Below are 12683 nucleotides of genomic sequence, written 5' to 3'. Positions count from 1 at the left end.
AACGGGTAGCGGCCAGCTCAGGCCGCCTGTTTCTTGCGGCTCGACATGAATTGCTGCAGCGAGGCGAAACCGGATTTGTCGGCTTCGAGCAGGCTTTCCAGATGCTCACGCGTGTTGGTCAGGCCCTTCGCCTTGATGACGCCATCCGAGTCGATGAGGACGCCATAAGGGATCTTGCCGACCTGGAAGGCCATCCCGGCTTCAGCCGAAACGACATAGCGGATCTGGCCGAGTTCATGCTTGTCGAGGAAGCGCTTGTGCTCATCCTGCGCGCCGTCCGAGATCATGATGACCGAGATTTTCTCGGCTTTCGCGATCGACTTGATGATCGGGAAAAGCTTGTCGCAGACCGGGCAGGTCGGCGCCGTGAACATGATCAGGGTCTGACGACCATCGGCGGCGGGGCCACCGATCTTGACGCTCCGGCCGAAGTAATCGGGCAGCTCGAACTCAGGAGCCTTGTCGCCCATATCGGGGCCGTGATCGGTGATCATCGCGCCCATCGGCGAGGAACGCTCGTGCAGCAGCCCGACCTGACGCACCACGCCAAGAAGGACAAGCGTCACTCCCAGGAAGGCGAGCCAGAGAAGAATGTTTGAGGCAACCAGGAAAGTCATGTCAGCGTCCTTTCGCGGAATGAGTGGATGATTGCGCGGCGGCAAGACCGCCAAGCAGCGAAGCGCTGAAGTAGAGCACCATGGCAAGCACGCCTGCCATCAGCCCGACAAAGCCATCCGCCAGACCGGCCGCCGGAACGGACGGCAGAAGATAGGCGACGGCCAGAGCCAGAGCGGTGAGCACGATATTGCGCCCGACCAGCAGCCAGCTCACGGGTTGCTTCAGGCCCTGACGGAAGCAACCGCAGTCGATATAGGTCCGTCCGCGGACCACGTTGATCGCCAGCGCCAAAGCGAAGACGATCAGCAGGGCAGCGGCGGCCGCAGCGGCGGGAACCGCCAACGGCCGGATGACCAGCCCTACGGCTACTGCCAGCTCGAAAACAGGCAGCACGAACGCAACGACACGGCTCAGCCCATCGGGCAGAAGACGGAAGTTGCGCACGACGCCGTAGAACTCCTCGATGCGGCTCAGCTTCGACAGAGCCGCTGTCGCGAAGAGCAATGCGAGAAAGACCCGCAGTGCCATCGTGAGCAGTGGTTCGTGAAGAATCGCCTGCATGGATTACGACTCCATGTCAGAGACGGTGATGACCTGCGGGCCGCGGCCGAGCTGGTCAACGTGGCGCACTTCTTTGCCGGTCTCTTCATCATAGATGTAGAGCGTGCGGTCGCCGGTCGAGAGACCATAAAGCAGCGTGCCTTCGGCATTCTGGCTGACGTTGATCGCGTCGATCTCGTGGCCCATCTCGATCTTCTTCACGCGCTCGCCGGTTTTGGCGTCGATGACGAAGACGAAGCGGCTCGGATCCTTGTGGGTCCATTCTTCGCGCTTGTCGGCCAGCAGATAGATGCGGTCTTTCACGCGGTGGAAGGCGATCGGCTGCCAGCCACCCGGAGCCCAGCCCTCTTTGCGCTCGGCTTCGGTGAAGGCTTCGATCGCTTTGTCGACCTTGGCTTGATCGCCCGACAGATCGACCGGGTAGATCTTGCCGGTATAGGTCGGCCACAGGATCTTTTTGGCCTTCATCGAATAGGCAGGCGTGTTGATCAGGTGGTCGTCTTCGCCGTGGAAGACTTCCGAATGGCTGATCTTGGGTTCGGCGCCACCGAATTCGACCTTGGCCATGCTGCCGTCACGGCAGTGCATGTAGAAGGTGTCATTCGCGGTCGGGAACATCTCGTAGCAATCCGGCACGTCGATCATGCGGTCGAACTTCTTGTTCGCCAGATCGACCAGACCCACCGCCGGCGAGGGCGAGAATTGGTAGAAAAGCAGGGTCTTGTTGTCGGGCGTCAGCGTCGACATCTGCGGATAGGTGCCGATCAGGAAGCGCGGGGTGTTCGGCAGCTCGATGTCAGCGGAGGGCAGCAGGGTCTCGGTATCGAAGACCTCGACATAGTCGGTGCGCTTGCCACGAGCGATGCGCTCGAACACGGTGCTGACCTGAGCGATAACCGTGCCGTCATTCGAGATGACCGGGTTCGGCAGGAAACCACCGTCGGTCATGCCAAGCACGTTGCCCGAAGCGCCGTCGATGATGAACTGCTGGGTGATCGCGGCGAAGTGTGCCGGGTCGTTCACATAAACGCGGTGCGCGTCAGCCTTCGGCATCGTGCCGATATGGGGCTCGTCATCCTCGCCTTTGGCCAGTTTCGCGGCGCCTTCGGCAGCCTGCTTTTGGCCTTCGGTCTGAGGGGCCGCGGCGGTCTCGGCATAAGCCGTGCCAAGCGCGAGCACCGAGCAGGTCAGGCCTGCGCACAGCAGGCGCGCCAGATCTGCGGGCAGAATATTGCGTGGAGTGGCCATCGTTTCCTCCCTATGATGGCATACTGATGCCCGCGGCGCCGGGTCGCGCCGCCGGAAATCTCTTCGGGGCATGAATGCAATGCCCCCCGATCGTCAGATCAGGGCAAGCACCGCAAAGGCAGCACCCAGAGCGACCAGAATCGCTCCATCGGCAATTGCCGCACGCTCTTGGTTCCGGGCCAGCCAAGCTTGGATGGCGTAATCCTTGCAGGGCAGCAGATTGACTGCGACCGGCAGGTAGCGACCGAGATTGAAGAGCGCGATAACAGCGATTGCCGCCGGGATATGCCCGGTGAAGACCGCCGCGAGGGTCATCATGTAAAGCAGCGGAGTCTGCACATAGGTCAGATAGTCGAGACCCAGCGACAGACCGTAAAGACCGCCAATAACCCATTTCGGGAACCGGTTGCGCGCGTCATGCGGCACCTGCGCCCGGCGCTGCGGATAGGGCACGCGCAGGAAATCCAGCTGATGCGCCCCATAAAGCAGACCGATGATGGCCAGAACCGACAAAGCCACAGTCGAGGCAAAGCCGGTAAAGCCCGCGAGTGCGCCGATAGCGCCCAGAAGCGTTCCCAGAATGACCGCACCAACGGCATAACCGACCCCATGCATGGCAAAGGTCGGCAGCCAGCCGATAGCGGCCTTGACGCCGCGCCCATTGGGACGCAGCAGCGAAATCGAAGAATAGCCGCAGGGCGACCAGGTCGACAGAACGCCGCCCGCCAGTGCTGCCACGCCAATAACCGCCCAGAGCGCACCGGTGAGGTCCGCACTTTGCGACATCAGATATCCACCGACACCCCCAGCAGCAGCGGACGCGGCAAGAATCGCGCCACGGGTCGCCGTCGTGTAGGTGTCCGGAAAGAAAATACAATCAGGTACCGAGTTCTCACTCCCCGGCATCGCAATGGCTTCATCGATGGATGCCATATCCTCCCTCCCTGAAGGCGCCCGAGAATGGGCATACAATCGCGCACAGAGAGGCAATCACGGAAGAATGACCGGAGCAATTGAGACTTAGGGGTGAAATTTTTTCACTCTGCGAGAAATTTTCGTAAACCGTCCTCGGGAGAGAAAATATTTTAGAACAATTTCCGTGAGATGCATTTCATCTTTCATCTAGCATTTCCCGGGGATTTCATCTCGGAAGACCTCGAAAACGAGCAAAATGCAGCCGGCCCAACCGGGATCCTTACCCCGTTTTCGGCGTCGATCGGCACCCGAAAATCGACCGATTTCTGGTCAGGATTGACCTCGCAAAATGATATTCCCGCTAGGGTCGAAATGATGTGACGGCCCTCTGCCGCGCGGCCAGCCCTGCGACGAATCAGCGCGGGCGCTCGGGCAGGCTGTCCTCATAGCCCAGCCGCAGCGCGCGGGCCTCGTCGGGGGACAGCTGCGGTCGGTTGGCAAGGGCGCGCATCGGGCCCTGCATCACCCAGCGCAGCGCCGCATAAAGCCCGGCGACAAGCGTAAGCGCGATCAGCAGCAGCGCCGGAAAATTCGCGCCAAGCTCTGGCAAGGCCTGCCCCGCCAAAGCGCCCGCACCGACGCCCAAAACAACAGGGATCACCACCGCGAAAGGCAGCCGTCGCAGGATCTGGCGCACCAGATCGGCGCGCTCTTGCGTCGAAATCAGGCAGGCTGGCCCGTTGCGCTCGGTCTCGTAAAGATAGCCGCCGATGACCGGCAGAAAGCGCCCTTTCGGGGCCAGTTTCCTCATGCTTTCGCGCAATCCCGGATCTCCCGTTCCGTCTGTGCAGCCAAAGCCCAAGGTTTCAGTGCGGCGCGCTCAAGGCAAGCCTTAATGGCTTTCAGCCGCGCCGCGCCTGCGTCAGCACCCGGTCGAGTGCTTGCAGAAACTGCGCGCGATCGGTCTTGCCAAAGGGCCGCCCGCCGCCCTGATGAAACGGATCGGCCGAGCGGATGTCGCTCATCAGATCGCGCAAAGCCAGCCGTTGGCCGATATTGGCCTCGGTCAGCACCTCGCCATTGGGCTGGATCACCCGCGCTCCCGCCTTCACGCAGCGGTCGGCCAGCGGAATATCCGAGGTCACGACGACATCGCCCGGCCCGCAGCGATCCGCGATCCAGCCATCGGCGACATCGAGCCCGGCATCGACGATCACCAGCGAGACCAGCGGATTGGCCGAGGGCCGGATGCCGCCATTGCAGACCAGCACCATCGGCACGGCCTGACGGGTCGCAACGCGCTCGGCCTCGGCTTTCACCGGGCAGGCATCGGCATCGATATAAAGCGTGGTCATCGCCATCCTTTCGCGCGTGTCGCGCCCCACGCCAATCAGAGCGCCGGGGCCAACGCAAGCCGTTCCGTCACTGCCCACGCCCTCGCGCCGCGGTAAAGCCGGGGCAATCGAGACTTTTCAGCAATACCGCCCCGCCGCCTTTCCGGGGTAGACTGCCCGAAAGGCCCCGCGAACAGAGGTGACCATGCAGGAGCAACCCGCCTTCAGCTGCCCGAAAACCGGCTTTCGCACCGCGCTGATCGTCGAGGACCATCCGCTGTTCGGCGATGCGCTGGTGATGACGCTGCAAACGGTCGAAGGGATCGAGACGGTCGAGCATTGCGAAACCCTCGAAGCGGCGCTGTCCCGGATCGAGGTGGGCCCCGCGCCCGATATCGTCTTTCTCGACCTGCATCTGCCGGATGTGACCGGGCTCGAGGGGCTGATGGCTTTGCGTCAGGCCGCGCCGCTGTTGCCGGTGGTCATCGTCACCTCGGCGGCGGAGCCGCGCACCGTGCGCTCGGCCCTGCTGGCCGGGGCGGCGGGCTTTTTGTCGAAACATTCGCGCCGCGATCTCTTTCACACCGCGCTTGAGACCATTGGGCGCGGGCAGGTCTTTGTCCCCGAGGTCAGCCTGAGCGCGCTGATCGACGCCAAGAAGCTGACGCCGCAGGACGAGGCCATTCGTCGCCTCTCGCAGCTGACCCGGCAACAGGCGAAGATTCTCGAACAGGTCTGCGCGGGCAAGATGAACAAGCAGATCGCCCATGACATGTCGATCGCCGAGACCACGGTGAAGGCGCATATCACCGCGATCATGCGCAAGCTCGGGGTCTATTCGCGCACGCAGGCGGTGCTGATGGCCCGCGAAGCGCAGGGCCCCGGCCCCTTGTCGGGCCATTAGGAAGCCCCTAACCTTCCCGCCTCGGAGGTGGGTTATGAGCACAATGTCCTGCGGCAGCGACCCCGACAGCCAGTTTCTTGGCGAGATCGGTCGCCAGATCGGCGGCGAAACCGGCCCAGCGCCGCAGCCCGAACCGACCATGCCGCGCAGCCTCTCTGTCGCCGCAGACAGCCCCGATCCGGTGGGCGAGCTGGCGCGCGAGCTCGGCCCCGACCCTTTCGCGCTGATCGTGCTCTTTGTCTCGCTTGAAGCCGCGCTCGGGCCGCTTCTGGACCGCATGGCCCAGCGCTTTCCGGGCACCCAGATCGTCGGCTGCACCACCGCAGGCGAAATCAATGCCACGGGCTATGCCAGCGGCCAGATCGTCGCGCTGGCCTTTCCGGCGGCGGGCTTTGTCGCGGCCCCGGTTCTGTTTGAGGACATCGACCAGCTCGACACCCGCCGCACCATCGCCAAGGTGCTCGACGCGCGTCAGGCGCTCTCGGCCCATGTGACAAGCCATCCCCATGATGCCGCGATCCTGCTGGTGGATGGGCTCTCGGGGCAGGAAGAGGCGCTGGTCGCCGCGCTGTCCAGCGGGCTCGGTCAGGTCCAGATGATCGGCGGCTCGGCGGGCGATGCAGGCGAGTTTCGCAATGCCAGCGTCTTTTCGGGCCGCCGCGTGCTGCAGAATGCCGCGATCCTTTGCCTGTTGCGCAGCAAGGGCGAGATGCGCGACTTTTCCCTGGACCATACCCGGGCCTCGGCAGCGCGGATGATCGTCACCGCCGCCGATCCCGCCAGCCGCGCCGCGCTGCGCATCAATGACGAACCGGCCGCGCAGGAATATGCCCGGCTGATCGGCCTGCCGGTCGAGGCGCTGTCGAGCCATGTTTTCGCCACCCATCCGGTGCTGGTGCGCGCGGGCGGGCGCTATCATGCCCGCGCCATCCGCCATGTCGGGGCCGGGAATGCGCTGGTCTTTTTCAGCGCCGTCGCCGAGGGCATGGTCCTGACCGTCTCCGAGCCCGGCGATATGGCCGCGCACCTCAAGACCGAGCTTGGCCGGCTGAGTCAGCCCCGCGCCCCCGCGCTGATCCTTGGCTTTGACTGCATCTTCCGCCGCATCGACGCCGAGGGCCGCCAGCAAGCGACCGAGGTCTCGCGTCTGCTTGCCCGCCACCGGGTCATCGGCTTTTCCACCTATGGCGAGCAATATGGCGGGCTCCATGTGAACCAGACGCTGACCGGCATCGCCTTCTATCCGCCGGAGCAGACCGGATGAGCCAAGCCGCCCCGCCGCCGGATCTGTCCTTTCTCTTCCATGCCGAGGATACGCTTGAGCGGCGCAATGAGAAGCTGCTGCAAATCGCGGGCGCGCTGATCCGGCAGGTCGAGGACATGCCCGAAGATCACGGCACCGGCTATGCCCAGTTCCAGCGCGCCGCCATGCTGGAAGATCAGGTCCGCGCGCGCACGCAGGATCTGGAGCGCGCGCTTGATCTGCTCAACACCACGAACACCCGGCTCGCGGCGGCCAATCGCGAAACCGAAGCCGCGCGCCAGAACCTCGCCGCCGCGATCGAGACCGTGCAGGAGGGCTTTGCGCTCTTTGACCCCGATGATGTCATGGTCATGTGCAATTCGCGATTCAATGCGCTGTTGCCCGATATTCTCGACCGGCTGCGTCCGGGGCTGGGCTTTGACGCCTATCTCGAACTTGCGGCCAGCTCGGCGCATCTGGTGATGCCCGAGGGCATGAGCCCGGCGGATTGGGTGCAGATGCGGCGCAAGCGCCATGCCGAGCGTCATTTCATCCTGACGCAAGGCATGGGCGCGGATCGCTGGATGCAGATCTCGGAGCATCGCACCCGCGACGGCGGCACCGTCATCTTGCAGACCGAGGTCACCGACCTGCTGCGCCGCGAGCGCGAAGAGCGCGGCCGGATGCTCGACGATCAGGCCCTGATCCTGCGCGCGACGCTGGAGCATCTGAAGCTTGGCGTCTGCATCTTCGACGCGCGGCTGCATCTTCTGGGCTGGAACGACAAGCTGACCGAATTCCTCACCCTGCCCCGCACCCGCGTGCGTCAGGGGATGCAATTCGACCAGCTTCTGGCGCAGGTGCAGCAGCAATTCGTCTTTCCGCACGGGCTGTCGGCGCATCGCATCTCGGATTGGGTGCGCCGGGTGCGTCGCCGTGACAGCTTTTCGATCGAGGTGACGCGTGAAGGCGGCGCGCAGGTTTTTGAAATCTTCGCCCAAGAGGTGCCGGGCGGGGGCTTCGTCATGTCCTTTGACGATGTCTCTGCCGAGCGGCGCGCGCTCGAGGATCTCTCACGCGCCAATGAAACGCTGGAAGCGCGCGTCACCGAGCGCACGCTTGAGCTTGAGGATGCCCTGTCGCGGGCCGAGCGCGCCAATGCCTCGCGCGCCCGCTTTGTCGCCGCCGCAAGCCATGACCTCTTGCAGCCGCTGTCCGCCGCGACGCTTTACCTGACCTCGCTTCAGCACGAGCCGATGGGCGAGCGGGCGCAGAAAACCATCTCGAAAGTGCAGCGCTCGCTCGATTCGGTCGAGGGGTTGCTGAGTGCGCTGCTCGACATCTCGCGGCTGGAATCGGGCTATGCCGCGGTCACGCTAGAGCCGGTGGCGCTTGGCCCGCTCTTTCGGCAATTGCGCGACGAATTCGCCCCACTGGCCGCGCGCAAAGGGCTGGAACTGGTGATCCGCCCGGTCGAGGCGGTGGTGATCTCGGATCAGGTCTATCTGCGTCGCATCCTGCAAAACCTGATCTCCAATGCGATCCGCTATACCGCGACGGGCCGGGTCTTTGTCGGGCTGCGGCGGCGCGGCGCGATGTGGCTGGCCGAGGTGCGCGATTCTGGCCCCGGCATTGCCCCCGCGGATCAGGAGGCGATCTTTCGCGAGTTTCACCGGCTCGGCAGCGGTGCCTCGGCGGCCGAGGGTCTGGGCCTCGGGCTCGCCATCGTCGAGCGCGCGGCCTCGCTGCTCGGGCATCCGCTATCGCTGCGCTCCGCGCCCGGCTGCGGCTCGACCTTCGCGCTGACCCTGACCCCCGCCATCGACGCACCCGTCGAGCTTCCCACGCCCGCGCCCGCCGAAGAGCCACGCGCCGATGAGCAAAGCGGGCTCACCCTGCTGCTCGTCGAAAATGACGCCGAGCTGTCGCGCGCCATGACCGAGCTGCTCGAGAAATGGGGCCTCACGGTTCTGGATGTGACCAGCGGCGAGGCGGCGCTGGATCTGATCGCCGAAACCGAGGTCGAGCCCGATCTCTGTCTGGTCGATCACCAGCTTGGCGAGGGCATGGACGGGCTCGCTTGCCTGACCGCGCTGCGGATGCGCTTTGGTCCAGATCTGCGGATGCGACTGGTCACCGCGAACCGCTCCGAGGAAGTGCAGAACCGCGCGCGCGATCTGGGGATCGAGGTCATGATGAAGCCGGTGGCGCCGCGCGCGCTGAATGCCTTCATCTTTGGCGCGGGCTAGCCTGCACAGGGTTATCAACCAAAAGTCTTATATCTCTATCGTGATCTTGCTCGACAGCATTGTACAGTTATTCTGATCTCATCCAGAATATGGATCGTGCCGGGCCCGCCGCGCACGGCGAGGCTCGCACCCCTGCGGCAGGCTGCGCGCCCGATAGACACAAGTCGCGCAGGGAGTTGCCTATGAAAACCCGTGCCATTTCGGCATTGCTCGCCCTACCCATGATCGGCTTCGGCGCCGCAGCTTGGGCCGATTGCGGTGAGTTCACGCTGGCCAGCATGAACTGGCAAAGCGCCGAGGTTCTGGCCAATCTCGACCAGTTCATCCTCAACAACGGCTATGGCTGCAAATCCCAGATCGTGACCTCGGACACGGTTCCGGCGATCACCTCGCTGGTCGAGAAAGGCCAACCCGAAGTGGTGCCGGAGGCTTGGGTCGATCTGGTCCCCGAAGTCGTTGCGGGCGGTCTGAAAGACGGCAAGATCGTCGAGCTGGCCAGCTCGCTTTCGGATGGCGGCCAGCAAGGCTGGTTCGTGCCGAAATATATGGTCGATGCCAATCCCGAGCTTGCGACCCTTGCCGGCGTGCTGAAACATCCCGAGCTTTTCCCCGCTCCCGAAGATCCGGGCAAGGGCGCGATCATGAACGGCCCGGAAGGCTGGGGCGGCACGATCGTGACCGACCAGCTCGCCAAGGCCTTCGATCTGCCCGGCCATAATTTCGAGGTCGTCAGCACCGGCTCGGCCGCCGCGCTTGATGGGGCGATTGCCAAGGCTTACGGCGACAAGAAGGGCATTCTCGCCTTCTATTGGGCGCCGACCTCGCTTCTGGGCAAATATGAGATGGTGCGCATCGATCTGGGCGTGCCGAATGACCCGGCCGAGTGGAAGCGCTGCACCTCGGTCGCGGATTGCGCCGATCCCAAGCCCAACGCCTTCCCGAAAGACAATGTCTACACGCTGGTCTCGAAGGGCTTTTCGGAAAAAGCCGACAAGGATGTCATCGACTATTTCTCGAAACGCAGCTGGACGAATGACACCGTCAACAAGCTGATGGCCTGGATGAGCGACAACCAGGCCACGGGCGAGGAAGGCGCGAAGAAATTCCTCAAGGACAATCCCGACACCTGGAAAGCCTGGGTGACGCCGGAAGCCGCCGACAAGATCAACGCGGCGCTCTGATCCGGTCTGAGACAATTGAACCGGCCCCGTCAAAGGATGCGGGCCGGTTTTCTTTTGCGCGCAGTTACGGCGCGACCGGGGTCCACAGCACCTCGTCGATGCGCGGCGCGCCGGTCGCCAGCATCACCAGCCGGTCAAAGCCAAGCGCGCAGCCCGAGGCGGGCGGCATGAAGGCCAAAGCGGCCAGAAAATCCTCGTCGATCGGGTAGCGCTCGCCATAGACGCGCGATTTCTCGTCCATTTCGAGACCGAACCTGCGGCGTTGCTCGGCGGGATCGGTCAATTCGCCAAAGCCATTCGCGAGCTCGACCCCGCAAGCGTAAAGCTCGAAGCGCTCGGCCTCGCGCGGCTCGTCGCTGGCGCGGCGGGCCAAGGCGGCTTCGGGGGCGGGATAGCGATCAAGGATCAGCGGGCGGCCATGGCCGAGATGCGGCTCGACCTTTTCGACCAGAATGCGCGAGAGAATATCGGACCAGCTATCATCCGCCGCGGTGCGAATCCCCTTTGCTTCGGCTTGCGCGCGCAGCGCCGCGGTGTCGGTCTCGGTGCCGTCGATCGTCGGCAAAAGATCAATGCCGGCATATTCGGCAAAGGCCTCGGCCACGCTCATCACCTCGGGCGTGGCATAGGGATCGCAGGTCGCGCCCTGATACTGCAGACTTTCCGCCCCAGCCGCTTCGGCGGCGAGGCGCAGGAATTGTGCGCAATCGTCGAAAAGCCGCCGGTAATCGTCGTCCGCGCGATACCATTCGAGCATGGTGAATTCGGGGCTGTGAAGCCGGGTATGCTCGCGGTTGCGCCAGACATGGGCGAAGGCAAAGATGCGCTCCTCCCCCGCTGCCAGCAGCTTTTTCATCGCGAATTCAGGGCTGGTGTGCAGATACATCTGCCGCCCCATCCCCTCATTGCCGATCTGGGTGGTGGCGAAAGCGTGCAGATGCGCCTCATTGCCCGGGCTGATCGCCAAAGCCGCCGGATCGACCTCGAGGAAGGTCTCGCTCTCCAGCCAGTCGCGGATCGCGCGCTGAATGCGGTTGCGCGCGAGCAGCAGAGGCCGGCGCCCGGCATGGCGGTCGCGGTCCCACCACGGGCTGGCCAGAACCGGAGGCTGCGGGGGTCGGGTCATGGCATTCTCTCTTGCGACTGGCGATTTCATGCGGAATGGGCTATTGGACCCCATCTTTGTCGGCATGAGAACAGGGCCGACCGTCGGTTTATCAAAATAGCAGCCAAGGGAAACACCTTGAAAGTCATCGCCTCGAGTCTCCGTAAAGGCAATGTCGTCGAACTCGACGATCGGCTTTACGTCGTTCTGACCGCCACCAGCTTCCACCCCGGCAAGGGCACGCCGACCACGCAGGTCGATATGCGCCGCATCTCGGACGGCACGAAAGTGTCCGAGCGCTGGAAGACGACCGAGCAGGTCGAGCGCGCCCATGTCGATGAGCGTGAATACGATTTCCTCTACGAAGACGACGAGGGCTTCCACTTCATGGAGCCGGAAAGCTACGAGCAGCTCGTGGCCTCGAAGGATGTGGTCGGCGACGACAACGTCTTCCTTGGCGAAGGCGTGCGCGTCTTCCTGCAGGTCCACAACGGCATTCCGATTGCGATGGAACTGCCCCAGAAAGTCGTGGTCGAGATCGCCGAGACCGAGCCTGTCGTGAAGGGCCAGACCGCCTCGTCGAGCTATAAGCCCGCGATTGCGACCAACGGCGTCCGCGTCATGGTGCCGCCCCATATCGATATCGGCACCAAGGTCGTCATCAACACCGAAGACCGCTCTTACGTCGAGCGCGCCAAGGGCTGATCCGCCTTTTCCCCGAAGCCGCAGCCCGTTGAGGCGCGCGGCTTCGGGATCCATCGGCCCGCGTTTCGCGTTGCCTTCGACGCGCCCCAGAGGTGCGAAGCGGGAGGTGGCAGATGGAACTTTCCTTCACGGTCGGCGGTCGGATCGCAAAGCCGATCCACGAGGTCTATGAGGCCGTTGCCGATCCAGCAAAACTCTCTGAATATTTCACCACCGGCGGCGCCAGGGGCCGCCTTGATCCCGGGGCCACGGTCAGCTGGGACTTTCACGACTTTCCGGGCGCCTTCCCGGTTCAGGTCGAGGCGGCAGAGCAGGACCGCCGCATCGAGCTGTCTTGGCCGGGCGACGCCAGCACCGGCAGCCCAACCCGCGTCATCTTCGATTTCGAGGCCATCGCGCCCGATCGAACATTGCTGCGCATCACCGAATCCGGCTGGCCCGACACGGCCGAAGGGCGGCGATCGAGCTATCAGAATTGCGAGGGCTGGACGGGGATGCTCTGCGCCATGAAGGCTTGGCTCGAACATGGGGTGAAGCTGCGTCAGGGCTTTTACAAATAAATCCCGCGCTGCGCTTTCGCTTCAGCGACAACCCCGGCCGGAGCATCTGGCCGGGGCGCC

Annotated in this window: 13 protein-coding genes; 6 read left to right on the top strand and 7 right to left on the bottom strand. The window is 63.8% G+C overall.

The genetic code is table 11. From position 1 onward, the window contains the following. Positions 1-17: 17 nt before the first annotated feature. The 6 genes from mauD to JCM7686_RS00515 form a co-directional block, all read right to left on the bottom strand. Positions 18-617, bottom strand: a complete 600-nt coding sequence (gene mauD, locus JCM7686_RS00545) for a methylamine dehydrogenase accessory protein MauD (protein ID WP_020948916.1) — start codon at positions 615-617, stop codon at positions 18-20. 1 nt (position 618) lies between these two features. Continuing rightward, a complete protein-coding gene (locus tag JCM7686_RS00540; RefSeq protein WP_020948915.1) occupies positions 619-1179 on the bottom strand; it encodes a MauE/DoxX family redox-associated membrane protein in 561 nt (186 codons plus the stop codon). A gap of 3 nt (positions 1180-1182) precedes the next feature. Further along, positions 1183-2427 (bottom strand): methylamine dehydrogenase (amicyanin) large subunit, encoded by a 1245-nt coding sequence (mauB, locus tag JCM7686_RS00535; protein WP_020948914.1) that lies wholly within the window; start codon positions 2425-2427, stop codon positions 1183-1185. 93 nt (positions 2428-2520) lie between these two features. Further along, positions 2521-3213, bottom strand: a complete 693-nt coding sequence (locus JCM7686_RS00530; protein ID WP_328286675.1) for a methylamine utilization protein MauF — start codon at positions 3211-3213, stop codon at positions 2521-2523. A 544-nt stretch (positions 3214-3757) separates the two neighbouring features. Continuing rightward, positions 3758-4153: a hypothetical protein gene (locus tag JCM7686_RS00520; protein WP_020948912.1), complete on the bottom strand. Its 396-nt coding sequence runs from the start codon at positions 4151-4153 to the stop codon at positions 3758-3760. A gap of 91 nt (positions 4154-4244) precedes the next feature. Continuing rightward, on the bottom strand, positions 4245-4697 hold the full coding sequence (locus JCM7686_RS00515) for a YaiI/YqxD family protein (RefSeq protein ID WP_020948911.1): 453 nt from the start codon (positions 4695-4697) through the stop codon (positions 4245-4247). A gap of 184 nt (positions 4698-4881) precedes the next feature. Here JCM7686_RS00515 and JCM7686_RS00510 point away from each other — a divergent pair, with 184 nt between their 5' ends. From JCM7686_RS00510 to JCM7686_RS00495, 4 genes are all read left to right on the top strand, one after another. After that, complete coding sequence (locus tag JCM7686_RS00510) at positions 4882-5580, top strand: response regulator transcription factor (RefSeq protein ID WP_020948910.1); 699 nt, start codon at positions 4882-4884, stop codon at positions 5578-5580. A gap of 34 nt (positions 5581-5614) precedes the next feature. Next, positions 5615-6844 (top strand): FIST N-terminal domain-containing protein, encoded by a 1230-nt coding sequence (locus JCM7686_RS00505; RefSeq protein WP_020948909.1) that lies wholly within the window; start codon positions 5615-5617, stop codon positions 6842-6844. Next, positions 6841-9072 (top strand): hybrid sensor histidine kinase/response regulator, encoded by a 2232-nt coding sequence (locus tag JCM7686_RS00500; protein ID WP_020948908.1) that lies wholly within the window; start codon positions 6841-6843, stop codon positions 9070-9072. The genes JCM7686_RS00505 and JCM7686_RS00500 overlap by 4 nt, the downstream gene beginning before the upstream one ends. Positions 9073-9254: 182 nt before the next feature. Further along, positions 9255-10253, top strand: coding sequence for a glycine betaine ABC transporter substrate-binding protein (locus tag JCM7686_RS00495; protein ID WP_020948907.1), 999 nt, complete (start codon positions 9255-9257; stop codon positions 10251-10253). 64 nt (positions 10254-10317) lie between these two features. Here the strand turns inward: JCM7686_RS00495 and epmA are convergent, their stop codons facing one another. After that, positions 10318-11379, bottom strand: a complete 1062-nt coding sequence (gene epmA / locus JCM7686_RS00490; RefSeq protein ID WP_020948906.1) for an EF-P lysine aminoacylase EpmA — start codon at positions 11377-11379, stop codon at positions 10318-10320. Positions 11380-11496: 117 nt separating this feature from the next. Between epmA and efp the strand changes: the two genes are divergently transcribed. Further along, the gene (gene efp / locus JCM7686_RS00485; protein WP_041527025.1) at positions 11497-12063 is read left to right on the top strand and encodes an elongation factor P; all 567 of its coding nucleotides are present in this window, start codon (positions 11497-11499) and stop codon (positions 12061-12063) included. 113 nt (positions 12064-12176) lie between these two features. After that, positions 12177-12623, top strand: a complete 447-nt coding sequence (locus JCM7686_RS00480) for an SRPBCC family protein (RefSeq protein WP_020948905.1) — start codon at positions 12177-12179, stop codon at positions 12621-12623. The last annotated feature ends 60 nt before the right edge of the window (positions 12624-12683 follow it).

It is taken from the genome of Paracoccus aminophilus JCM 7686 (assembly GCF_000444995.1).
Classification (GTDB): domain Bacteria; phylum Pseudomonadota; class Alphaproteobacteria; order Rhodobacterales; family Rhodobacteraceae; genus Paracoccus; species Paracoccus aminophilus.
The sequence above is the reverse complement of the archived record's forward strand: the minus strand, read 5'-3'. Positions and strand labels throughout refer to the sequence as shown.